Origin of the sequence: Bacillus multifaciens, assembly GCF_030756675.1 — a bacterium.
GTDB classification, from domain to species: domain Bacteria; phylum Bacillota; class Bacilli; order Bacillales; family Bacillaceae_G; genus Bacillus_A; species Bacillus_A multifaciens.
This window is the reverse complement of record NZ_JAVBXD010000035.1, coordinates 1-22321: the sequence shown is the minus strand read 5'-3', so window position 1 is coordinate 22321 and position 22321 is coordinate 1. Positions and strand designations below refer to the sequence as shown.

The 22321-nt window shown below is 36.6% G+C and carries 25 protein-coding genes and 1 other annotated feature; of the genes, 8 read left to right on the top strand and 17 right to left on the bottom strand.

The annotated features are described in order from the left end of the window. Nucleotides 1–49: 49 nt before the first annotated feature. From Q9306_RS19095 to acsA, 8 genes are all read right to left on the bottom strand, one after another. The gene (locus tag Q9306_RS19095) at nucleotides 50–202 is read right to left on the bottom strand and encodes a transporter (protein WP_306201315.1); all 153 of its coding nucleotides are present in this window, start codon (nucleotides 200–202) and stop codon (nucleotides 50–52) included. A 339-nt stretch (nucleotides 203–541) separates the two neighbouring features. After that, nucleotides 542–1108 carry a mechanosensitive ion channel family protein gene (locus Q9306_RS19090; protein ID WP_306201312.1) on the bottom strand — a complete coding sequence of 189 codons (567 nt, stop codon included), beginning with the start codon at nucleotides 1106–1108 and terminating at the stop codon, nucleotides 542–544. A 61-nt stretch (nucleotides 1109–1169) separates the two neighbouring features. Continuing rightward, nucleotides 1170–2426 (bottom strand): tyrosine--tRNA ligase, encoded by a 1257-nt coding sequence (gene tyrS / locus Q9306_RS19085; protein ID WP_306201310.1) that lies wholly within the window; start codon nucleotides 2424–2426, stop codon nucleotides 1170–1172. Between the two features lie 63 nt (nucleotides 2427–2489). Continuing rightward, nucleotides 2490–2717, bottom strand: a binding site (T-box leader). A gap of 73 nt (nucleotides 2718–2790) precedes the next feature. Beyond that, nucleotides 2791–3033 (bottom strand): hypothetical protein, encoded by a 243-nt coding sequence (locus Q9306_RS19080; protein ID WP_306201308.1) that lies wholly within the window; start codon nucleotides 3031–3033, stop codon nucleotides 2791–2793. Continuing rightward, entirely contained in the window at nucleotides 3014–3559 is a 546-nt protein-coding gene (locus tag Q9306_RS19075) for an RNA polymerase sigma factor (protein WP_306201306.1), read from the bottom strand. The genes Q9306_RS19080 and Q9306_RS19075 overlap by 20 nt, the downstream gene beginning before the upstream one ends. Continuing rightward, entirely contained in the window at nucleotides 3540–3995 is a 456-nt protein-coding gene (locus Q9306_RS19070; RefSeq protein WP_306201303.1) for a hypothetical protein, read from the bottom strand. The genes Q9306_RS19075 and Q9306_RS19070 overlap by 20 nt, the downstream gene beginning before the upstream one ends. 298 nt (nucleotides 3996–4293) lie before the next feature. Further along, nucleotides 4294–4926, bottom strand: a complete 633-nt coding sequence (locus Q9306_RS19065) for a LysE family translocator (RefSeq protein ID WP_306201301.1) — start codon at nucleotides 4924–4926, stop codon at nucleotides 4294–4296. Between the two features lie 154 nt (nucleotides 4927–5080). Further along, a complete protein-coding gene (acsA, locus tag Q9306_RS19060; RefSeq protein WP_306201299.1) occupies nucleotides 5081–6799 on the bottom strand; it encodes an acetate--CoA ligase in 1719 nt (572 codons plus the stop codon). A 185-nt stretch (nucleotides 6800–6984) separates the two neighbouring features. Here acsA and Q9306_RS19055 point away from each other — a divergent pair, with 185 nt between their 5' ends. The 5 genes from Q9306_RS19055 (at nucleotide 6985) to mscL (ending at nucleotide 11012) form a co-directional block, all read left to right on the top strand. Beyond that, complete coding sequence (locus Q9306_RS19055) at nucleotides 6985–7617, top strand: GNAT family N-acetyltransferase (RefSeq protein WP_306201297.1); 633 nt, start codon at nucleotides 6985–6987, stop codon at nucleotides 7615–7617. Nucleotides 7618–7632: 15 nt separating this feature from the next. Further along, nucleotides 7633–8277 (top strand): acetoin utilization AcuB family protein, encoded by a 645-nt coding sequence (locus tag Q9306_RS19050; protein WP_098918519.1) that lies wholly within the window; start codon nucleotides 7633–7635, stop codon nucleotides 8275–8277. Then, entirely contained in the window at nucleotides 8274–9440 is a 1167-nt protein-coding gene (locus Q9306_RS19045; RefSeq protein WP_306201294.1) for an acetoin utilization protein AcuC, read from the top strand. The genes Q9306_RS19050 and Q9306_RS19045 overlap by 4 nt, the downstream gene beginning before the upstream one ends. A 107-nt stretch (nucleotides 9441–9547) precedes the next feature. Continuing rightward, nucleotides 9548–10405 (top strand): alpha/beta fold hydrolase, encoded by an 858-nt coding sequence (locus tag Q9306_RS19040; protein WP_306201292.1) that lies wholly within the window; start codon nucleotides 9548–9550, stop codon nucleotides 10403–10405. 208 nt (nucleotides 10406–10613) lie between these two features. Next, complete coding sequence (gene mscL / locus Q9306_RS19035) at nucleotides 10614–11012, top strand: large conductance mechanosensitive channel protein MscL (protein WP_306201291.1); 399 nt, start codon at nucleotides 10614–10616, stop codon at nucleotides 11010–11012. A 44-nt stretch (nucleotides 11013–11056) separates the two neighbouring features. Here mscL and Q9306_RS19030 read toward each other — a convergent pair whose 3' ends face one another. Then, nucleotides 11057–11329, bottom strand: a complete 273-nt coding sequence (locus Q9306_RS19030) for a DUF3917 domain-containing protein (RefSeq protein ID WP_306201289.1) — start codon at nucleotides 11327–11329, stop codon at nucleotides 11057–11059. Between the two features lie 151 nt (nucleotides 11330–11480). Here Q9306_RS19030 and Q9306_RS19025 point away from each other — a divergent pair, with 151 nt between their 5' ends. After that, a complete protein-coding gene (locus Q9306_RS19025; protein WP_306201287.1) occupies nucleotides 11481–12071 on the top strand; it encodes a GNAT family N-acetyltransferase in 591 nt (196 codons plus the stop codon). Nucleotides 12072–12157: 86 nt separating this feature from the next. Here the strand turns inward: Q9306_RS19025 and ccpA are convergent, their stop codons facing one another. From ccpA to Q9306_RS19005, 4 genes are all read right to left on the bottom strand, one after another. Next, the gene (gene ccpA / locus Q9306_RS19020) at nucleotides 12158–13156 is read right to left on the bottom strand and encodes a catabolite control protein A (protein WP_306201285.1); all 999 of its coding nucleotides are present in this window, start codon (nucleotides 13154–13156) and stop codon (nucleotides 12158–12160) included. Between the two features lie 275 nt (nucleotides 13157–13431). Further along, nucleotides 13432–14502 carry a bifunctional 3-deoxy-7-phosphoheptulonate synthase/chorismate mutase gene (locus Q9306_RS19015; protein WP_306201283.1) on the bottom strand — a complete coding sequence of 357 codons (1071 nt, stop codon included), beginning with the start codon at nucleotides 14500–14502 and terminating at the stop codon, nucleotides 13432–13434. A 222-nt stretch (nucleotides 14503–14724) separates the two neighbouring features. Continuing rightward, nucleotides 14725–15051: a bacillithiol system redox-active protein YtxJ gene (gene ytxJ / locus Q9306_RS19010; protein ID WP_306201281.1), complete on the bottom strand. Its 327-nt coding sequence runs from the start codon at nucleotides 15049–15051 to the stop codon at nucleotides 14725–14727. 1 nt (nucleotide 15052) lies between these two features. Then, nucleotides 15053–15556, bottom strand: coding sequence for a DUF948 domain-containing protein (locus Q9306_RS19005; RefSeq protein WP_306201279.1), 504 nt, complete (start codon nucleotides 15554–15556; stop codon nucleotides 15053–15055). A 289-nt stretch (nucleotides 15557–15845) separates the two neighbouring features. On the opposite strand from Q9306_RS19005, the gene Q9306_RS19000 reads away from it, so the two are divergent. Together Q9306_RS19000 and Q9306_RS18995 are read left to right on the top strand one after the other, a co-directional pair. Beyond that, nucleotides 15846–16961 carry an aminopeptidase gene (locus Q9306_RS19000; protein WP_306201277.1) on the top strand — a complete coding sequence of 372 codons (1116 nt, stop codon included), beginning with the start codon at nucleotides 15846–15848 and terminating at the stop codon, nucleotides 16959–16961. 465 nt (nucleotides 16962–17426) lie between these two features. Further along, entirely contained in the window at nucleotides 17427–17792 is a 366-nt protein-coding gene (locus tag Q9306_RS18995; RefSeq protein WP_306201275.1) for a hypothetical protein, read from the top strand. Nucleotides 17793–17935: 143 nt separating this feature from the next. Here the strand turns inward: Q9306_RS18995 and Q9306_RS18990 are convergent, their stop codons facing one another. The 4 genes from Q9306_RS18990 to Q9306_RS18975 are packed head-to-tail and all read right to left on the bottom strand — an operon-like array spanning nucleotide 17936 to nucleotide 22053. After that, on the bottom strand, nucleotides 17936–18433 hold the full coding sequence (locus tag Q9306_RS18990) for a GNAT family N-acetyltransferase (RefSeq protein WP_306201273.1): 498 nt from the start codon (nucleotides 18431–18433) through the stop codon (nucleotides 17936–17938). A 51-nt stretch (nucleotides 18434–18484) separates the two neighbouring features. Beyond that, entirely contained in the window at nucleotides 18485–19255 is a 771-nt protein-coding gene (locus tag Q9306_RS18985; RefSeq protein ID WP_371932406.1) for a class I SAM-dependent methyltransferase, read from the bottom strand. Nucleotides 19256–19312: 57 nt separating this feature from the next. Further along, nucleotides 19313–20227: a phosphotransferase family protein gene (locus Q9306_RS18980; RefSeq protein WP_306201268.1), complete on the bottom strand. Its 915-nt coding sequence runs from the start codon at nucleotides 20225–20227 to the stop codon at nucleotides 19313–19315. Then, entirely contained in the window at nucleotides 20221–22053 is a 1833-nt protein-coding gene (locus Q9306_RS18975; protein WP_306201266.1) for a M3 family oligoendopeptidase, read from the bottom strand. The genes Q9306_RS18980 and Q9306_RS18975 overlap by 7 nt, the downstream gene beginning before the upstream one ends. Between the last annotated feature and the right edge of the window lie 268 nt (nucleotides 22054–22321).

Below are 22321 nucleotides of genomic sequence, written 5' to 3'. Positions count from 1 at the left end.
TGGATTGGCTTTTTTCGTTGTATAAACATATTTATCTCGCAGTTTCACTTTATTTCATTTTTATATTCATCGTTTGATTCACTTCTTGTTTCTCTACATAAACATGTTGTTCACTATTATTTTTTTGTAATTGATTTTGTTCGTTCTCTGCTAGTTGGCCTGCATTTAGTAACGAAAAAATAATTAATGCTTCTAGTGACATATAGATAACTCCCTCTTTTCTATCACTTTTGATACTTACAGCATACACGCCTGTTATGAACTTGAAGTGAACATACGGAAAATTTTAAAACAAAAGACTTCGGCATGATACCAAAGTCTTTTGTTTACTTCCATATATATCCGTTTTATTTTTTCGCCATATACACCGCTGTTATGGAAAATACCCCATAACAGCTACTTTCTTTTTCTCTTTGTTTTAAACTCTGCACGTGGCAGGAAAAGGAACTGACCGCTTCTATGCATAGCCAGTTGCTCTCATCCCCACTAAAAAGAAAAGGTTTTTTTATGTCATTTTTTCAATTTGTATTTATATATATTCTTACGCTATCTCTTTACGTTTTTCACCTAAAGAGTAGTTCGCAACTTTTGTAATTGAACTGTTTGAAATGAAATAAATCTCCCCGTTTTCTGCAACTAACTGCGTCGTACGAAGCCCTACTTCTTCGATGACACCGTCAATATCATTAATTTTCACTTTATCGCCAACTGAAAATTGATCTTCAAAAATAATGAAGAATCCTGTTACAATGTCTTTTACTAAGTTTTGTGCTCCAAAACCAATTGCTAAACCAGCAACACTCACCCCAGCAAGAAGCGCTTTAATATCGATTCCTACTGTTTCTAAAACCGTCATAACAACCATGAAGTACACAACATAATGAACAATATTTTGACAAAGCTTCGTTAACGTCGCCTCACGTCTTTCATTCGTACGTACAGGGGCTTTGCTGCTCATCTTAAAAATTTGTTCAATTCCTACATTAGTGACGCGAATAATCATTTTTGCCACAATAAAAATAAGAATGATTTTAAGAATAATTCCCCCAAATTTCATTAACTTCTCTGGATTTAATACATACTCTTCTAAAATTGCCTGAATATCCATAACATGAACTCCTCTCTCTTAACAGACAAAAAGCGTAAGGACTCTTACGCTTTTTGGCATGTTAGTAACGAATTAAGAAATATTTTTTCTTACCGCGGCGAATGATTGTAAATTTACCTTCAATGCGGTCTTTTTCTGTTACCGTGTAGTCTAACTCTTGTGTACGTTCACCATTTACATACACTGCACCATTTGTAATATCTTCGCGTGCTTGGCGTTTTGACGGTGAAATTTTACTTTCTACAAGTACATCCACTAATAATGTATCTTCTGTACTGCGTTCTACAGATGGTACATCCTTAAAGCCTTGCTCGATTTCCGCTGCTGTTAATTCTGCAACAGAACCGCTAAATAATGCTGCTGAAATTTTAATTGCTTGCTCTAACGCTTCAGCGCCGTGAACAAGTTTTGTCATTTCAGAAGCTAATGCTTTTTGTGCTTCACGCTTTTCAGGTGCTTCTGCAACTTGTTTTTCTAACTCAAGAATCTCTTCATGAGATAAGAATGTGAAGTATTTTAAGTATTTCACAACATCGCGATCATCTGTATTAATCCAGAATTGGTAGAACTCGTACGGCGTTGTTTTTTCTGGGTCTAACCAAACCGCGCCGCCTTCTGTTTTACCAAACTTTGTACCGTCAGATTTTGTTACAAGCGGAATTGTTAAACCAAATGCTTTCGCATCTTCTTCTGACTTACGAATTAATTCAAGACCTGCTGTAATGTTACCCCATTGGTCACTACCACCGATTTGTAATCTACAACCGTGTGTTTGGTATAAGTTTAAGAAATCGTATGATTGTAAAATCATGTAGCTAAACTCAGTGAATGAGATACCTGTTTCTAAACGAGATGCAACTGTATCTTTCGCTAACATGTAGTTTAGACCGAAGTTTTTACCGATGTCACGTAAAAATGTAATTACATCTAAGCTTCCAAGCCAGTCATAGTTATTTGCCATTGTTGCTGGGTTTTCTACATTTTCAAACTCTAAGAAGTTTGAAAGCTGATTTTTAATACTTTCTGTGTAGTAAGCAACTGTATCTTTCGTATTTAATGTACGCTCTGCTTTTTTACCACTTGGATCCCCGATCATACCTGTACCGCCACCTACAAGTGCGATTGGTTGATGACCAGCTAATTGGAAACGACGTAACATTAATACCGGTAACATATGACCAATATGTAAACTGTCAGCTGTTGGGTCAAAACCGCAGTATAATTTCACACTTTCTTTCTCTAATAGTTCTTGCAAACCTTCTGCATCCGTTTGCTGGTTAATTAGGCCACGAAACTCAAGATCTTGTAAAATATTCATCCTATTCACTCCTTTAAAATAGTTTGTGCGCGGAATTAAAAACATAAAAAAATCGCCCCCTCAATAAGGGACGATTTTAATCATCGCGTTACCACCCTAGTTGCAGGTAAAAAAACCTGCCACCTCATTCATATAACGGCTCATCACCGTCTTTCCCCTTTCGGATGAAATCCAATCGAAGAAAGATGCTCCAGGGTCGTAATTCGCGATCATTTATGTGCTGATTTTCACCGGCCATCAGCTCTCTAAAACAGGGAAATGATCACTACTGTTCCCTTTCCACGCTCGATTATTTATATACTTCTCTTTATAACATCATTTGTATATGCCTGTCAAATACAGCCCAAAATTTCTCTTATACTTACTAGTTGGCAATGAGTATCGTCAATAAAGAAAGAAGCGGAACACTTGCTAACAGAGATATGTGAAACACAATTGATAAATCATTACCAATTGTCGCTTCAACAGGATCTTTAGCTGGAGACGCAAGAAAGCGTAAAAATCGATCTCCACTATTCACTTTTTGCGGAAAATCAGGAACTTCCACATGATCACTATCTAAACATTGCTTCAATCTATATTCTTTATCAAAGGGATTTTCGTTCAATTTCATCCACCTCCAGCAATTGCTTCAATTTTTTTATTCCATGATGCAATCTTGATTTAACCGTCCCTATCGGAATACCTAATACATCAGCAATTTCCTTATGAGGCATATCATGATAATACGAAAGAATCAGAACAGCTCGCTGTTCTTCTGGAACTTTCAAAATAGCTTCTCGAATCGTAAAACGATCTTCTTTTGAAATCTCCTTCTCTTCAATCGGAATAAAAAAAGGAAGAAGCGAACGCCATTTTTTTCTACGATTAAGCTTATTGATCATTAACCGATATGCAATTTGAAACAAATACGTTTTCACTTTCCCCTTTTCAACATCATACATTTTCTTCTTACGTTCTAATGTAAGGAACGTATCTTGGACGAGATCTTGACTCAACTGTTCATCACGATTAAAACGATATAAAAAAGTATATAACGCAGGTTTGATTAAAACATATAACCGTTCCCCTGCTTGTTCATCTCCTTTTTGATAGGAGAGCATCAACTCCTCCTCAATCCCAATTTGCGCCATGTTGTTTAATCTCCTTTATCCCCTTTAACGTTAAAGAGATTCGGCTAATTAAATAAATACTTGCGACTAATGTCCAAACCAGCGCTTGATTCGTAAAAAATTGCACATATGGATTTTGAACTGTTAATCCGCTTGAAACTAAGAAAAATAACACATATACGCATATACAAGCGTACACCGCAATACAGACAGATATGGTATCAAATACATTCCAACGAAAGTATACTTTTGTTTTTGTAAAATCGATTTTATTCCCGGCTTTTCGTACAATATATTTCTTATCAAATGGGATAAGGATTGAAAATATAACAATCATCATACACGCTAACGTAATCATTGAAACTTTAAATCCTATCGCTATAGGCAAAAGTGTACCTAAAGCAATTACGATTGTAATACTGATCAAAACGAATGAAAGCATCCATTTATTCGACATATGAAGCGCCCCCTAATTTATTCTTTCATAAACTTATACAAATGATGGAGGCAAATGGTTCAAAAAATTATTTTATTTCTTTTTTCGTTTTTATAATAACCTACTTAAAATAAGCAAGTTCTGAACTATACTTGATTCAGAACTTGCTTATTTAATCTTTCATCGTAGACAGTCGCCTATTGGTAAATTACCCAGCCTTTAATTTCCCTAGTTTCGCTTTATCCCTCCTAACGTGTAGCAGGGGATTGATTAACAAAGCTAACCATAAGTAAGAGATGAGCTTTACTTATAAAAGTAATTACGGTCGTTTTTCCAGCGCCAATTTAATCCCAAATGCCAAAAGTACAAAACCACTTATCCCTTGAATAGCCCGCTCTGTAGACGGCTTTTTCATCCATGTCCGAATTGCATTGATTAAATAAATATAGAGTATAAACCATAAAAAGGTTAAAACTGTATATGTCATTCCCATAATAAAAAGTTGAAAAAACGTATTCCCATCATGCTGTATAAATTGCGGTAAAAACGTTAGAAAGAAAATAGCTACTTTTGGATTTAACAAATTAGTAAGAAAACCTTGTCGGAAGCAAGAAGCACCTTGATACTTATTTTTAACTGTACTATCCTCTGTTTGTTTTCCAGTCTTCCGTAATGACCATAATGATACACATCCTAAGTAAATAAGATAAATAGCACCAATATACTTAAAAATAGAAAATAAAAATGCCGATTTAACAAGAATTGCAGAAATCCCAAGTACAGCTGCTAACGTATGAATACTTAAACCACTTAAAATACCAAAAACAGTTTTCATTCCACCTTGTTTCCCATGCAGCATTGTATTCTGAGTTACTAATCCCGTATCAGGTCCTGGCAAAATAATAAGAAAAATTGACATAGTAACAAAAAGATAATATTGCGTCACTAACATCCCTCCACAGATTAAATCTTTTCTTTATACCATTGTATTAACCATGTTCTTCTGTATTTTAATAAGTTATATGTAACGCTGAACAATTTGAACACAACTTCACTATACTCTAAACAAGAAAGGCCTGAACGAAGAATGTTCAGACCTTTCTTGTTTAATCTTCCATCGTAGACAAGTCACCTGTTGGTAAGTTTAACTCCCATGCCTTTAATACACGGCGCATAATTTTACCGCTTCTCGTTTTCGGTAATTTATCTCGGAATTCAATTTGTCTCGGTGCCGCATGAGCAGCTAGTCCTTTTTTTACAAATTGACGAATGTCTTCTTTTAATTCTTCAGATGGTTCGTACCCTGCGCGCAGTGCGATGAACGCTTTAATAATTTCTCCGCGTACAGGATCTGGAATCCCGATAACACCTGCTTCCGCAACTGCTGTATGTTCAATTAATTTACTTTCTACTTCAAACGGACCAACACGTTCACCAGACGTCATAATGACATCGTCAATACGCCCTTGGAACCAGAAATAGCCATCTTCATCCATATACGCAGAGTCACCTGACACATACCAGTCTCCTGGCATAAAATAAGACTCATATTTTTGTGGGTTATTCCAAACAGCACGCATCATCGATGGCCATCCTTTTCCAATTGCTAAGTTCCCCATTGTGTATGGCGGCAATTCATTACCTTCATTATCGACGATCGCTGCCTTCACGCCTGGAATTGGTTTTCCCATTGATCCTGGACGAATTTCCATACAAGGATAGTTACAGATAACTTGTCCTCCTGTTTCCGTCATCCACCACGTATCATGAATACGAAGATGGAACACTTTCATCGCCCAGCGAATTACTTCTGGGTTTAACGGTTCCCCAACGCTCAAAATATGACGAAGATTTGATAAATCATATTTCTTCAGCGTATCATCACCAGCACCCATTAACATACGAAATGCTGTCGGAGCGCTATACCAAACTGTTACACCGTAATCTTGAAGCGTTTCATACCAAGCGTCTGGACTAAAGCGTCCGCCTAAAACGACGTTAGAAGCTCCAACTAACCAAGGCGCAAAAACACCATATGATGTTCCCGTTACCCAGCCTGGATCTGCCGTGCACCAATACACATCATCTTCTTTTAAGTCCAGCACCCATTTTGCTGTTTGATAATGCTGCACCATTGCATTTTGAACATGCAGCACCCCTTTTGGTTTCCCTGTTGAACCAGATGTATAATGCAAAATGAGCCCATCTTCTCTTCCAAGCCATTCTATTTTTAATTGATTAGAAGCTTGTTCAAAAAGCGGATTAAATGCGACAATTTTACCGCCCTCTTCTACACCTTCCCCAACAACAAATACTGTTTTTAATGCTGGTAAATCATTAAATGGTATACGTTCTAACAATTCTGGTGTTGTCACAAGCACCTTTGCTTCACTATCCACTAGGCGGTCACATACAGCCGCTTCCATGAAAGCTTCAAATAATGGGCCAACGATTGCCCCAAGCTTAATTGCACCTAATAAAGTAAAATATAATTCCGGTGAACGATGCATAAAAATAAAGACGCGATCGCCTTTTTCAACGTCCCCATAGTTTTTCAAAACATTTCCTGCTTTATTCGACAATTCTTTCATTTCTTTAAACGTATATTTCTCTTTTCTCGCACCATCTTGATAATACAATGCTACTTTATTTTTTCGGTGGGATTTGGCATGTCGATCAATGGCCTCATAAGCCATATTTACTCGCCCAGTTTCATGCCAAGAAAAATTTTGATTAACTTCTTCCCAATTAAAATTTCGATATGCTTCATCGTAATTTAACAAATTATTTTCCCCTTGAATAACTGGAAGTGTTTCTACTTTCATTCTTTACATCCCCCTTCTATGTACCGTATAAGTCCATTATAAAGATATATTTTATAATTTTCAGTATTTTTTAAGAATTTCAGACAAATTTTTACTGACAAATTTCGATTCACATCGCATACTGAGTACAGTAGTATGAAAATAGATAGTAGATTCACAAAGCTCTGAAGGTGGTGAGCCTAAAATTGATTCATAGTAAAGTTTACAATGCAAGAAATTTAAAAGCACCAAAAGGAACTTTAGTTATTGAAGGTCCTGTCCAGACACATAATTTAGAAACGTATGAGTTTCATCCTGACTTAGTTGCCTTTCGTCCTGCGGCTCAGCAGTATAAAGCAATTGTCGAGATTTCTAAATTACCAGAAGCTCGGATTATTATTGCTCGTCATGAACATACAATTGTTGGCTATGTAACATATTTATATCCAGATCCTCTTGAACGATGGTCTGAAGGGAAAATGAACAATTTGATTGAGCTTGGCGCAATTGAAGTTGTTCCTGATTTTCGCGGCTGCGCTGTTGGAAAGAACTTATTAGAAGTTTCTATGATGGATGACCATATGGAAGACTACATTATTTTAACGACTGAATATTATTGGCACTGGGATTTAAAACAAACTGGACTCAATGTCTGGGAATATCGAAAAGTAATGGAGAAAATGATGAATGCTGGTGGATTGGAATGGATGGCAACAGATGATCCGGAAATTTGTTCACATCCAGCAAACTGCTTAATGGTTCGCATCGGAAAACGAGTTGATGTATCATCCATTCAACAATTTGACCGCTTACGCTTCAAAAATCGTTTCATGTACTAAAAGGGGGATTACATCATGATTGTTGAAGAAATCATGAATCAAAATGTAACAACGCTGCGCCCAACCGACACGATTGAAACAGCTTTAAGAACATTAGCAGCACATAGTATTCGGCACATTCCAGTTGTAAATGAACAATATGAAGTTCTCGGTATTATTTCCGACCGTGACGTTCGCGATGCAAGTCCGTCTATTCTTGATGAACACGTTTCAAAGGATGCCCTTCAAGAGCCGATTGAACGTATTATGAAGCATCCCGTTATGACATGTCATCCACTTGATTTCGTTGAAGAAATTGCCACATTATTTTTTGAAAATAAAATTGGCTGCCTTCCTGTTACAAAAGGCGGTCAGCTTGTCGGCATTATTTCGGAATCAACAGTATTACATACACTTGTCAAATTAACAGGTGCTCATCAACCAAGTTCACAAATTGAAATTCAAGTAAAAAATGAACCTGGTATTCTTGGGAAAGTTGTTGCTGTTTTCAGCGAACTGAAAATTAACATTGTGAGCGTTCTTGTCTATCCAGCAAAAGAAGAGAGCGACAAAGTTCTTGTTTTCCGTATTCAAACTATGAATCCTCTTAAAGCAATTGAAGAGCTAGAACAAAAAGGCTACCATGTTTTATGGCCAAATATTGCGGGGATGGGATCATGAAAAATGTATTCATTTACTCAGAAGATTATCAGGGCTATTCCTTTAGTCCTGATCATCCTTTTAATCAGCTTCGGGTAAAACTGACCTATGATTTACTGCAAAAAGGAGGCTTTATCCAGCCTTCACAAGTTATTCCACCACGAATGGCAACGGATGAAGAAATTGCTTTGATTCATACAGAAGAGTACATAAATGCGGTAAAACGTGCTGGAGAAGGAACACTAGAACAATCACTTGCCATGTCCTATGGCCTTGGAACAGAAGATACACCCATATTTCCAAACATGCATGAAGCGAGTGCCCTTCTCGTTGGTGGCACCTTAACTGCGGTCGATGCCATTCTTGAAGGAAAAGCGGAACATGCTCTCAATCTCGGCGGCGGATTACATCATGGCTTTCGCGGGAAAGCCTCTGGATTTTGTATTTATAATGACAGCTCGATTGCCATTAAATATATACAACAAAAATACGGTCTTCGTGTTTTGTACATCGATACAGACGCTCATCACGGTGATGGCGTGCAGTGGTCCTTTTATGACGATCCTAACGTATGCACAATTTCATTGCATGAAACAGGACGTTACTTATTTCCAGGAACAGGGGCTGTAAATGAGCGTGGTCAAGGGAATGGCTATAGCTATTCTTTTAACGTTCCTCTTGATGCTTTTACAGAAGATGACTCATTTATCCATGCATATCGCACCGTTATTCAAGAAGTCGCTGACTATTTCAAACCAGATATTATTTTAACGCAAAACGGAGCTGATGCTCATTATTACGATCCTCTTACACATCTTTGTTCAACGATACAAATTTACCGTGAAATTCCAAAAATCGCTCATGAGATCGCTCATAAATATTGCAACGGCCGCTGGATTGCAGTCGGTGGCGGCGGCTATGACATATGGCGCGTCGTTCCAAGAGCTTGGGCGCTCATTTGGCTCGAAATGAACAACATCCAAAACATCTCAGGACATCTCCCACCAGAATGGATTGAAGCTTGGAAAGGACAAGCTAAAACAGATCTCCCGCTCACCTGGGAAGACCCAGACAACATGTATAACCCGATTCCACGCAAACAAGAAATTGAAGAGAAAAACGAATTAACTGTAGCGAAGTGCCTTGAGATAATTCGGAATAATATGAAAAAGGTATTGTATTAAAAACCCCTTTTCTTTTTAAAGGGGGACGAGAGCATCTGGCCGCGCATAGTAGCGGTCAGGTCCTTTTTCTGCCACATGCGAGGGTTAAAACAAAAGGAGATATGTTCATGTGGAATCAACAACTTATACATACAAACCGCGGAACCTTTGAGTTATTTACAAAAGGACAAGGAGATCCGCTCTGTATTACACACCTTTACTCCCAATTCAATGAAACTGGCGACTATTTTGCCGATAGCTTTACATCCTTACATAAAGTTATATTAATTAACTTAAAAGATGCAGGAAATTCAGTGACTGCTTTTCAAGAAGATGAATTAAGTATGAAAGAAACGATTCAAGATTTAGAAGCAATTCGAGAAGCACTGCACATTTCATCATGGCATTTTGCAGGGCATTCTACTGGCGGCATGCTTGGACTTTTATATGCTATAAATTATCCACAGTCCTTACAATCGTTAGTAGTCGTTGGCGCTGCCGCTAGTGACTATACAAAAACAAAAGACTGCATTTATCATCCAGAACATCCGCAATTTTCCTATATGCAGCAGCTTATTGAAGATTTGAAATTGCCGCATCTTACGAAAGAAGAAAGAACTACTTTATCAACCGAGCGTACAAAGTTATCTTTATATCGTCCAGACCAATATGAAACATACTTTTCAAAACCAATTTATAAGACGATGGCTGCAAGTCGTATGAACTATTTTTCAAAAGAATTCCGCAGCTTTGATTTACGAGAACAACTTGCTAGCGTAACAACAAAAACGTTAATCATTTGCGGAAACCATGATGTGCAATGCCCAGTTGCATATTCGTTGCAAATACAGGAAAGTATAAAAAATTCCTCCTTTATTCCTTTTGACCACAGCAATCATTATCCATTTTTAGAAGAGGAAGAGAAATTTTCATCTGTGATTACAACATTCTATCATTCTTTGAAGGAAGGCAGTGAATATCTATAATGCTGCAAAATGGAATTACTTATATAACAATTAAAGAGTTTCTTGGCTTATGAATAATTACAAATTTATAACAAAAAAGGAAAACGCATTCAGTTTTCTGAATTTATTTTCATTCTCTTCTACCCTTTATTTCTATCTTAACTTTATATAGAATGTGTTGATAGGAATAATAAAATTCATAGTGAACGTGGAAAGGGTGGAATTATAGATGTGGAACGAATTTAAAAAGTTCGCTTTAAAAGGAAACGTTATGGATTTAGCTGTCGGGGTTGTAATTGGCGGCGCGTTTGGTAAAATTGTTTCTTCATTAGTAAATGATATTATTATGCCCTTACTTGGATTATTACTTGGTGGCATTAATTTTTCAAAGCTAGCTTATCCGCTTGGTGAAGATACTTTAAAATATGGTGCCTTCATTCAAACTGTAGTAGACTTCTTCATCATCGCATTCTCTATCTTCTTATTTATTAAACTATTTAATAAGCTAACATTCAAAAAAGAAGAAGAAAAGAAAGAAGAAGTACCAGCACCGACAAAAGAAGAAGTACTTCTTACAGAAATTCGCGATTTATTGAAACAACAAAATGCATCACGAGATAATGCATAATAAAATAGATAAAGAGAGCAGGTATTGTATGCCTGCTCTCTTTTTTATAATGTTTCTGAGTTTGTATGAATAAACAAAATAATTCCTGCCACAAGTAAAATAATGATAGCGCCTACAAATAATGTAGTAGAAAAAAACACAAATTTCTCATGTACTTGTTCTCCAGCGCTTTCTAAAAAAATGGAAGTAACGTATGTGATTAGGGCTATTCCTGCCAAAGCACTACCAGGAATAAATCGTCTCATACCACTCTGTTTTAATGTCATATAAGCAAATAGAGCCGTCACGCAAAGTGTAATTCCCCAAAGAATGATCATTTCATCTCCCCCTCACATAGCCTTTAGTGCCATTATACATTAGAAATAGTGGCAAAGCGAAATTTCCATTAGAGAAGCGGTTTATTTTAAAAAGGGATTTTTTTAGAAGAATAGAAATATGTAAAGAAAAAACAATAGGGGCTGAAACAATTTGGACGACTTATTCACAATAGACTGCGGAGAAATATTGCTACGAGAATATAGGATTGACGATGCTGATGCTATATATGAACTTACCTCACAACCTGAAGTTTATGAGTTCTTACCAGATTTCAAATCAACAAGAGAACAGCGTTTAGATTGGGTAACAAATTATGAAATACCATCAAACAAAGAGTTTTTAGCAGCGGTGCCTAATATCGATAAACAAACTTACTTGAGATTAGGAATCATCTTAAAAGAAACTGGTAAGTTCATTGGTTTTTGTATGACTGGAATAAAAGAAGAACTGCCCGCTCCGAATAGAGAGATTGCTTATGCTATTTCAAAACACTATAGGAATAGAGGATATACAACAAAAGCAGCAAAAGGATTGATTAACTATTTATTTGAGAAAACAAATGTTGAACTTCTAAATGCCGTTGCTCTAACACGAAATGTAAGCTCAAATAAAGTGATTCAAAAAAGCGGATTTACATTTGTAGGGGAAATCGAAATTGAAAATCAAAAGCATTACCATTACACCCTTCATAAGAATGAATGGCAAGACAATAAAGAAATACAAAAGCTATCTACAATTTAGTTTGTTATTGAACTCACGAAAATGCCCAGAGTATAAAAACTCTGAGCATTTTTGTGAGCTGTTAATATATTTCCTCAAGCTTCTTATTATTTTGTTGATTTTCTAAACTGAATGCGGTGCGGTAAAATAACAGTATGATCTTCTACCGTTTCTTTGTTCATGTATTTTGTTAATAGACGCATTGCAACTGCTCCGATATCATACATTGGTTGTACAACTGTTGAAAGCTGCGGACGTACCATAAGGGCAAGGCGTGTATTGTCAAAACCAAGTACTTCTAGATCATTTGGTACGTTTAAACCTTTATCTTGCGCTGCGTGAATGACACCTAGTGCCATTTCATCAGAAGATACGAATACGGCTGTTGGTTTTTCAGCAAGTTCCAATAGTTTGTCTAGCGCTTCCATACCAGAATCGTATGTGTAGTCACCATCTACAACAAGCTCTTCGTCGTAAGCAATGCCAGCTTCTTCTAATGCTCGTTTGTAACCTTGTAATTTTTTCGCACTGCCTGCTTTATCAACGTAAGGTCCAGATACGAAACCAACTCTTGTATGACCTTTCTCTAAGAAATGTTTCATCGCATCATACGCTGCTTGTGTGTAATCGATATTTACAGATGGTGTATTATTTTGCTCATCAAACGATGCCGCAAGTACGATTGGAACAGGAGATTTTTTAAATTCTTCTACGTGAGTCTCTGTAATATCCTCCCCCATAAATACGATACCATCTACTTGTTTCCCAAGCATTGTATTTAATAAATGGAATTCTTTCTCTTTATTTTGGTCAGAGTTACTTAAAATAATATTATATTTGTACATTGTTGCGATATCTTCAATACCGCGCGCAAGCTCTGCATAGAACGTGTTCGAGATATCTGGAATAATAACCCCAACTGTTGTTGTTTTCTTACTTGCTAATCCGCGTGCTACTGCATTTGGACGGTAACCAAGGCGTTCAATCGCCTCTAATACCTTCTTTCTTGTTGTTGGTTTTACATTTGGATTGCCATTCACAACACGTGATACTGTTGCCATTGAGACATTTGCTTCGCGCGCTACATCATATATTGTTACGTTCATCTTTTCACACACTCCTTTATAAAATTCATCTATATAATATGTATCAGTTAACTTGAATGAAAAAAAGACATCCACTCTACTTAAAGATGTCACTTCCGAGCCCTTTCACTAATGATACGATACAAATAAGGATTGACACAATATTTTCCCGAAAAAGTTTCGAAAAAATTCGTTCCTTTTCTTATATTTTCATATTTTTAATAGAAAAATACCCATTTTTAAGAAAAAAATCTATGCAGCACACAGCTACATAGATTTTTGAAGCCATTATCCTACTATCTCATCCGAAATGCTTTTAATTCATTCATAAATGCATTGAACTCAGGAATATCCATTTGCTGCGCTGAATCAGAAAGTGCGACAGCTGGATCTGGGTGCACTTCTGCCATAATCGCATCTGCGCCGATCGCCATTGCCGCTTTTGCAGTTGGTAATAATAAATCACGGCGTCCTGTTGAATGTGTTACATCAACAACAACTGGCAAGTGCGTTTCTTTCTTTAAAATTGGTACAGCAGAAATATCTAACGTATTTCGCGTTGCTTTCTCATACGTACGAATACCGCGCTCACATAAAATAATATCGCCATTTCCTTGTGCAATAATATATTCTGCCGCATACATAAACTCTTCGATTGTTGCAGATAATCCTCGTTTTAATAATACCGGCTTATTCACAGAACCAGCTGCTTTTAACAACTCGAAGTTTTGCATATTGCGAGCACCAATTTGAATGACATCTACATAATCAAGCGCCATTTCAATATCATTTGGATTTAAAATCTCACTAATGACAGCTAAATCATACTCATCTGCTACTTGGCGTAAAATCTTCAACCCTTCAACGCCAAGACCTTGGAAATCATATGGTGATGTACGCGGTTTAAATGCTCCGCCTCGCATCAGTTTTAAGCCTTGTTCTTTCATTGCCTCAGCAACTTGACGAACTTGCTCATAGCTTTCAACTGCACATGGTCCCATAATAAAATGAGCATTGCCGTCACCAATTTTTTCACCTTTAATATCAACAATTGTATCATCTGACTTTTTCTTACGTGATACAAGAAGGGCCTTACGATGATCATCTTCTTGCAATTCTAAGCCTGTTTTAAAAATTTGTTTAAACAAATGTTGAAGCGTTGATGTTTCAAATGGTCCATCGTTATTGTCCGCAATTAAATCGAGCATTTTGCGTTCACGTACTGGATCAAAACGTTTCACACCTTGTACTTCTTTTAACTTGCCAACTTCTTGTACAAGACGACCGCGCTCATTTAATAACTTTAAGATTTGTAAGTTCATTTCATCAATTTGAGAACGTAACCGATCTAACTCCTGTGATGCCATAATAAAGCCACCTCTTTCAAGTTTTATATGTATACTAACAAATATAAATACCATTCATAAGATAATTTATTATATATGATACATATACAGATGTCACTTCATACACATCGCATGAGACTGCATGTGGAATCGTTATTTTCTCTTCATTTAATCGTAAAAAATATAGCCCGTCAATATTATTTTCAGAAAATAAAAAAAGCAAGCGTATTTGCTTGCTTTTCCTTATTTCACATTTTCTTTTAATGCTTGCTTCGTAATGTTCCAATGCGATGCATGCCAGAGCACTTTACCATCTTTTATGTATAATACTTGCGGCGATTCATGTTTAATTCCAAAGTACTCCGCGATTCTGTTAGAAACTGGACGTGCATCTTGTACATATAAATAATAGGCTGGCACAGCTTGCTCTTCACCAAGGTACTCTTGAAACGCCGTGAAACCACCGTGGCTTATTGGACATGTTGTGCTATGTTTAAACAAGATATATGGCTCTTTACTTGCTAGGATTTCTTCAAATTGTTCCATTGTATCAATCTTTGTCATGCTCATATTATTCGCCTCTCATTCGAATCGGAAGTCGCGGTAATTTCTTTTCTTTTTTCGGCTTTTTCTCTGTTCTTTCAAACTGCTCTACTTCCTCTTCTTTCTTTTTTGCACGGAAGCGATTGTACACGTCAATGACTGCATTACTCCATTGCACCACTTGTGCTACTTTATCAGCATTGTTTTCTACTTGATGGGCAACAGAATCAGAAACACCGCGTAATCGTGTGTTTAAGGAATGAATCGTTGTTCCGATTCCCTCTACACCTTCCATCACTTTATTTAGCGACTGCGATTTCTGTTGAATATCATCTGCTAATGCATTTGTTTTATGAAGAAGTTGCTCTGTTTCCACTGAAATGCCCTGCATTTGTTTTTCCAGGCCTTCCATCGTACTCGCTACATTCTCTAACGTTTTTTGAACAGATAGTAATGTTCGACATACATAAACAACTAATACAGCAAACGCAATTGCGATAATGGCTACACTGACGTATAAAAGAATTTGCATCCGAATCACTCCTTTATCTTTTTATGCTTTTTTCTATTATACAATCATTTTCCGTTTCATTCTAATTGTTCTACATACATCCATTTTAATTTTTCAACATTTAGATTGCTACTATGCATGGCCAGTTGCTCTTGTCCACCTAAAAGAGTGGGGTTTGACTTTTTCAATTTAAAGTGATATTTCGTGCCAATTTTCATATTTATTTGCCAAATAAAACATAAATTATTAAACAAATTCAAACAAGTAGGTTACAATAAGGAAGGATACATATATAAGGGAGGCTTTACATATGAAAGACCCACGTATTGAAACATTAGCAAAAAATTTAATTAACTACTCTATTCGTTTACAAAAAGGCGAAAAAGTATTAATCGAAAACTTCGGTTTACAAAAAGAGCTAGTAACAGCACTTGTAAAGGCTGCATATGAAGCTGGTGGTTATCCATTCGTACTATTAAAAGATCATCAAGTAGACCGCTCTTTAATGATGGGCGCAACAGAAGAACATTTCGAGCAAATCGCTGCATATGAAGCAAGCGTAATGAAAGATATGGACGCTTATATCGGCCTTCGCTCTGGTGATAACGTAAATGAACAAGCTGACGTTCCAAGTGAGCGCATGAAAATTTACGGTAACACAGTAGGTAAAAAAGTACATAGAGACATTCGTGTTCCAAAAACAAGATGGGTTGTACTACGCTATCCAAACGCTGCGATGGCACAGCTTGCAAAAATGAGCACAGAAGGATTTGAAGACTTCTACTTTGACGTATGTAACTTAGACTACGCGAAAATGGATAAAGCGATGGACAATCTTGTTGCGTTCATGAACAAAACAGATAAAGTACGTCTTGTTGGACCTGGCACTGACTTAACATTCTCTATTAAAGATATTCCAGCAATTAAATGTGCTGGTCACTTAAATATTCCAGACGGCGAAGTATACTCTGCGCCTGTTCGCGATTCTGTTAACGGTACAGTTTCTTACAACACGCCATCTCCATACAATGGTTACATGTTCGAAAATGTAAAACTTACATTTAAAGACGGCCAAATTATTGAAGCAACTGCAAACGATACAGAACGCATTAACAAAATTTTCGATACAGATGAAGGAGCTCGCTACGTTGGTGAATTCGCAATTGGCGTAAACCCATACATTTTACATCCAATGGGCGATATTCTATTCGATGAGAAAATCGATGGCAGCTTCCACTTCACTCCTGGACAAGCATACGACGATGCATGGAATGGCAACAACTCTAACATCCACTGGGATTTAGTATGCATCCAACGCCCTGAATACGGCGGCGGCGAAATTTACTTCGACGACGTATTAATCCGTAAAGACGGCCGCTTCGTTGTACCTGAATTAGAAGCGTTAAACCCTGAAAACTTAAAATAAGATAGAAAAAGTGAGCACAGGTTGTTGTGCTCATTTTTGTATTATATAGATACAAATTGAAAAACTAACATAAAAAACCTTTTCTTTTTCGGTGGGCGAGAGCATCTAGCCATGTATAGAATCGGTCAGGGCCTATTTCTGCCACATGCGCAGTGAAAACCAAAAAGAGCAAACAAGTGCAGGTTCCTTTTTTTCATAACAGCAATCTATATGTTAAAAAACAAATTGAATTTATATATAAGACTCTGTTAATTTCTTCTTGAACGCACCCGATAGTAGATGTACTAAACAAATTAGAAAGCAAGCATAGCCCCTCTTTCATCAAATACAGAATCTGGGTTCCAAGCAACCTCCCAAAGAAAGTTAGTTATTTATGTTAAAATATTGCGAGTGAAATCAGGTTCTTAACGATTTTATCAAGTATCAAGCAAAATAATTTAGAAACGAATAAGGGACGGTACTAACATGGAAAACGTATCAAATGTAGATAAATTGGAATCAATAAAATCTTTCCAATCGACAATCAGTAAACTCGAAAATGCCTTGTCACAGATGACTCAGAAAGGCGCAAATACTACCTTAGTAAAGAAACGACTCAAAGCTGTTTGCATCGGCTTAGCAATGCTAGAAAACGTTTGGAATCAAAGACCCCATCATTACACCCAGGAAGATTTAGCAGAAGCTCGCAATGTTCTTACTGGTTTGCTTCCATCAATTGAGAACATTTATGATAAGTCAAAGGCTGGTAGTCCCCAAAGAACGCTTTTAGAAAGAAGAAGAAAAGCGTTGAAACTAGCTATTCAAGCGATTAATAATTTTTCTAATAAATAACTTTTCTAACTAAATAGAGTATAACGGGTGCTTTAGTTCAATAAGAATCAAACAACTTTAAAGAGTCTTACTATAAAAAAATGTAGCAAGGCTCTTATATTTTTATATCGAAATTAAATGACTTTATTATCACTTTACAACACTTACATACTCCCGCTCGAATGAAACACTTGAATCGGTCCGTCCCAACCGTCTTTCCTTATCTCACAGTATTCATTATTCGTGTACGCCGAAATGACTTTTCGCCAAAACGCTTGTGCTGGAATATTTTCCTCCATCTCTGCAACTTCCCACTCCCCAGGGAATTTAGAAAACAGTTGAACAGCTGATTGTTTCCCTACACCACTTTTACGATACTTTTTCATGACAAAAAATTCTGACATCGAATAGTATGTACGGTCATTTTCCTCAATCTCTCGGATTAGCGCGAATCCCGCGTACTTTCCATTCACTTTTATAAAGAACGGAAAGCGACCTTCCTCTGTAAAATAATAATCTACGTACATATATTCATACAAACCATGCTCATTCACATCTTCAGGATCAAATTCGCTAAAATCGTATTTATATAGTTCCGTTAAATTTTTTAAAACGGTTTTATCCTCTAGTTTTACTTTTTCAATTTCTAAATTCATATTCATGTTTTTTTCTCCTAGCTATATATAGTATATATTCATATAAAATGTCTTAATCTAGGCTCTCGCTACAATAATAGCTTCAAAAGGCATATTTGCTCCGCCGCCTTGTTCTGTAAACATGATAGAGAATCCAGCCGCCTCTAATTCGGTTACATATCCTTGAATTGATAATGTTTTCCCGGCTGGACATAAAGGCACTTCAACCTTTTTTATACCTTTAGGAGTAGAGACCTGCATACATATTAATTCACCAGGTTTAAGTTGTTGTTTGTGAAATGATTGTAATTGTTCTAGTATATGTTCCTCTTCAGTTGATTTAGACACCACACTGTCTAAAGCTAATCCATTTTGTAAAAAGAATAAGCCACCGCTTTTCAGAACTCGTTTCACTTCCTTTAGATGTGCAATTCGATCTTCATCTTCCGCCATCATATGTAAACAGCCTACATTAACGGCTAATTCATATGTATGATCTGCGATTCCAAGATTAGTAAGATCCGTAACATCACCAACTAAATAATTAACATCTAAATCTTTATGTGTATTGCTAATAGCGTGTTTAATAACTATAGGGGATAAATCTATCGCTGTTACATGAAGCCCTTTTGAAGCTAACACTCGAGATTCATGTCCCTCCCCACAACCAAATTCGATACATCTATCTCCTTCTGCTAGTCCTTCAACAAGGTGTAATAATTGCGGATGTGGTTCATGCTGATTCCAAAATTGTATTCCTGATTCATAGATTAGTTGATATCTCTGATCATACACTTTTAGATTTTCTTGTTTCACGAATCCATCTCCCTTCATAGAAGCCATCATTATATTTAACTTACAAAACTCCCCATAGTTTATTACAGCGAACTACCATGAGACTTCATTTTATAAAATTTTATGTATTTCGTTACTAATTGTTTCAACACGTTCTTTATAATACAGTCCTTTATCTTTTAGTTTAAGCTGAGCGATAAAAAGGTTCGCAAGCATCACTGCCGTATCAAGCCTGTAAAACAGACAAGCAATTTTAGGCAGAGAATCAAAAATATGCTCATTTTTATACCCGGCCTTAAACTCGCTCCAATTCACTTCATTTACTTCCGCTATTCTCATCAGTTCGAGAAGTGGATGACCAATGAGAGCATTATCCCAGTCAACGATTGCCTGAATTTCTCCGCTCTGACCAATTATATTGGCAGACCGAATATCCATATGAAGCAGCCTCTTTACCTGTTCCCCCTCCTTTAAAATCGCTTCAATTTCTTCTACTTTTGGAAATTGAAGACGTAAAGAAGTAATTTCGTTAAATGATTGTAGTCTTTTAACAAGACGCTCTGCTATATGCTTTTCTGTCGACTTTCCGTTTTCATTTTCATACTGCAAATCTTCAATTGGCATACGATGAAGTTTATTGGCTAATTCTCCAATTTTATAAGAAGAAATCGGAGTAGAGTCAGCAGTTATATAGTCTGAAATTAAAAAATCCAGTTCCTCCGAAAGATGCAGTCCATGAACGGCTGGCACAGGAATTCCTTGAGAATGACAAAACGCAGCAAGCTTTGCTTCCTTTTGTAATGAAAGGCGACTGCTAAATGAATTCTCATTTATATTAGCAACTTCGCGCTCCCATGGTACACGAAAAGCAAAGGAACTTGTTTCCGAATCTCCTCGAAACACAACATTTTGGACGCCGCTTCCTGCTACTTCTAAACTTTTAACTCCCAACTCTTTATATTCTCTCTTTAATATGTGTTGTAATTTTATTCTTAACTCTTCTGTTCTTGTCACTACATTCAGCATTTCATGTCCTCCTGGTTCAGAGATTTCTCTGTTAAGACAAGAAAATCTTTTATATCTTGTAAAACAATTTGCATTGCTTTCTCCCAAAATTCTTGTTTTGTTACATCAAAGCAAAGGTGGTGAAAAGCTAATTGCTCAGCAGTCATTCTGCCAGTGTCTCGAAGTAAATGTATATATTTTTCTTCAAATGAATGTCCTTCTTGAAGGGCATTTGCATAGATTCCTTGGCTGAATAGGAAGCCAAATGTGTACGGAAAATTATAAAAAGGTTTATCTGTGAAATAGAAATGGCGATTCCAAACCCATGAAAAATCATTGTAAGAAGCAAGAGAATCATTGAACGCGTACTGCTGCGCTTTCTCCATCAAATGATTCAATTCATCGACTCCTACAACCCGCTCTTTTCGGATTTCATAAAAGTCTTTTTCAAATATAAACCGTCCTTGAACTCCTATTAAATAACTCAAGGCAGATTGTATTTTTGCCTCTAGAAGGAGCAATTTCTCATGTTCATTTGAAGTCTCTTGAATGACCTTATTTAAAATAATCGTTTCAGCAAACGTAGATGCTGTTTCACTAACAGCCATCGTATACTGCTGTGCAAATGGCGGAACATCATTTACAATAATTCCTTGATGAAAAGAATGCCCTAATTCATGGGCAAGTATAGCGAGATTATTATGTGTTCCCTGAAAATTCATGAAGATACGCGATTGCTTTGTTAGCGGAAATCTAGCTGAGAATCCCCTACTTGCCTTTGTATCTCTGCTTTCAGAGTCAATCCAGCCTTCCTGAAACGCTCTTTCTGTATAATCCGCTAATTTAGGACTAAAAGAGTGAAACCCAGTAAGGATTATGTCAGCAGCCTCTTCATACGTATAAGTCTTGGTTACTTTGCCTATCGGCGTATATATGTCGAACCAATCCATTTTTTCTAACCCTAATAAACGTGCCTTTCTTTTTAAATATGAAGTTATGATAGGCTTACTTTGATTGACAGCTTCCCACATAGAATCGAGCGTTAATTGTGACATTCTATTGTAACGAAGTGGCTCTGTTAAAATGGAATCTGAAGCTAACCCCCGGTGTTTATACACTTGTAATCGAAAACCAGCGATGTTATTTAGAGCTACTGCGCATGTCTCAGCCACTTGTTCACCTGCATGATGTAAGGCATTTACGAGATTCCTTCTATTATGGTGATTGATAGATGAATGTAATAGATTATAGACTTGTCCAAAGCTAAGGTATTCTCTTTTTCCTTCTTCCTCTAGAACAATCTTCGTTTTTCCAGTGACAGAGTTATATAAATTGACCCATGCATGATAGCCATTAATAGAAAGATCTTGAATCAACTTTTCCTGTGCTACTGGTAATTCCCCTCTCGCTTTTTCTCTTTTTTCTTGAAGTGGATAAGCAATCTGTTTTATTTGTTCTAGCTGCAACAGCTTCTCCCAAATCTTGTCCGGTATATGTACCAATCTTTGTTCAAAATCGTTCATGACAATCTCAAATTGTGATGAAATATTCCTTACTTTTTCACTTAATACAATAGCCTGCTCATCTTCAACATTTTCTGATTCCAAACATTCCACAAAATGAGTTGCCTCAATCAAGCGAATAGATAACCCTTGGATTCGATTCATTTGTTCGATCCACTCATCGTATCCACTTATTGATTTCAGTTCCTTAATTTCTATTGTTACCGCTGCTTCCTTAGAAATATCTCCCTCTAATTTCAGAAGAAATTGTTTAAATTCAGAAGACTCACTTCCTCCATAAAAAATCTCATCCAAGCTCCACCGTTGTTTTAAGGTCTCACGCAATGCATTTCCCTCCTTTTAGAAAGCCCCGTCCCTTTCCATATTATACCATGAAATGTTAGTAAATTCAGAAAAAAAGGAAGAAGCGTTTCCCTATACGCTTCTTCCTTTTCTATGTTTTTACCTTCTCTTTTTTTAACCATTGCACGTGGTAGGAAAAGGCCCTGACCGCTCTAAAATGTACCCTATAGAGTAGACACTAAAAAAGTCTCTCTCTGTATGGTACATTTTTGTATAATTAAGAAATACAAAACTTGAAAATAAAACATGG

Excerpts from the sequence above, each read along its gene's own strand:
- Q9306_RS19000 (WP_306201277.1), top strand. The coding sequence starts at position 15,846 with ATGAAAGACCCACGTATTGAAACATTAGCAAAAAATTTAATTAACTAC.
- Q9306_RS19045 (WP_306201294.1), top strand. The coding sequence starts at position 8,274 with ATGAAAAATGTATTCATTTACTCAGAAGATTATCAGGGCTATTCCTTT.
- tyrS (WP_306201310.1), bottom strand. The coding sequence starts at position 2,426 with ATGAATATTTTACAAGATCTTGAGTTTCGTGGCCTAATTAACCAGCAA.
- Q9306_RS19040 (WP_306201292.1), top strand. The coding sequence starts at position 9,548 with ATGTGGAATCAACAACTTATACATACAAACCGCGGAACCTTTGAGTTA.
- Q9306_RS19095 (WP_306201315.1), bottom strand. The coding sequence starts at position 202 with ATGTCACTAGAAGCATTAATTATTTTTTCGTTACTAAATGCAGGCCAA.
- mscL (WP_306201291.1), top strand. The coding sequence starts at position 10,614 with ATGTGGAACGAATTTAAAAAGTTCGCTTTAAAAGGAAACGTTATGGAT.
- Q9306_RS19065 (WP_306201301.1), bottom strand. The coding sequence starts at position 4,926 with ATGTTAGTGACGCAATATTATCTTTTTGTTACTATGTCAATTTTTCTT.
- ccpA (WP_306201285.1), bottom strand. The coding sequence starts at position 13,156 with ATGAACGTAACAATATATGATGTAGCGCGCGAAGCAAATGTCTCAATG.
- Q9306_RS19075 (WP_306201306.1), bottom strand. The coding sequence starts at position 3,559 with ATGGCGCAAATTGGGATTGAGGAGGAGTTGATGCTCTCCTATCAAAAA.
- Q9306_RS19050 (WP_098918519.1), top strand. The coding sequence starts at position 7,633 with ATGATTGTTGAAGAAATCATGAATCAAAATGTAACAACGCTGCGCCCA.
- Q9306_RS18990 (WP_306201273.1), bottom strand. The coding sequence starts at position 18,433 with ATGAATATGAATTTAGAAATTGAAAAAGTAAAACTAGAGGATAAAACC.
- acsA (WP_306201299.1), bottom strand. The coding sequence starts at position 6,799 with ATGAAAGTAGAAACACTTCCAGTTATTCAAGGGGAAAATAATTTGTTA.
- Q9306_RS18995 (WP_306201275.1), top strand. The coding sequence starts at position 17,427 with ATGGAAAACGTATCAAATGTAGATAAATTGGAATCAATAAAATCTTTC.
- Q9306_RS19070 (WP_306201303.1), bottom strand. The coding sequence starts at position 3,995 with ATGTCGAATAAATGGATGCTTTCATTCGTTTTGATCAGTATTACAATC.
- Q9306_RS19015 (WP_306201283.1), bottom strand. The coding sequence starts at position 14,502 with ATGGCATCACAGGAGTTAGATCGGTTACGTTCTCAAATTGATGAAATG.
- Q9306_RS18980 (WP_306201268.1), bottom strand. The coding sequence starts at position 20,227 with ATGCTGAATGTAGTGACAAGAACAGAAGAGTTAAGAATAAAATTACAA.
- Q9306_RS19030 (WP_306201289.1), bottom strand. The coding sequence starts at position 11,329 with ATGATCATTCTTTGGGGAATTACACTTTGCGTGACGGCTCTATTTGCT.
- Q9306_RS19090 (WP_306201312.1), bottom strand. The coding sequence starts at position 1,108 with ATGGATATTCAGGCAATTTTAGAAGAGTATGTATTAAATCCAGAGAAG.
- Q9306_RS19005 (WP_306201279.1), bottom strand. The coding sequence starts at position 15,556 with ATGCAAATTCTTTTATACGTCAGTGTAGCCATTATCGCAATTGCGTTT.
- ytxJ (WP_306201281.1), bottom strand. The coding sequence starts at position 15,051 with ATGAGCATGACAAAGATTGATACAATGGAACAATTTGAAGAAATCCTA.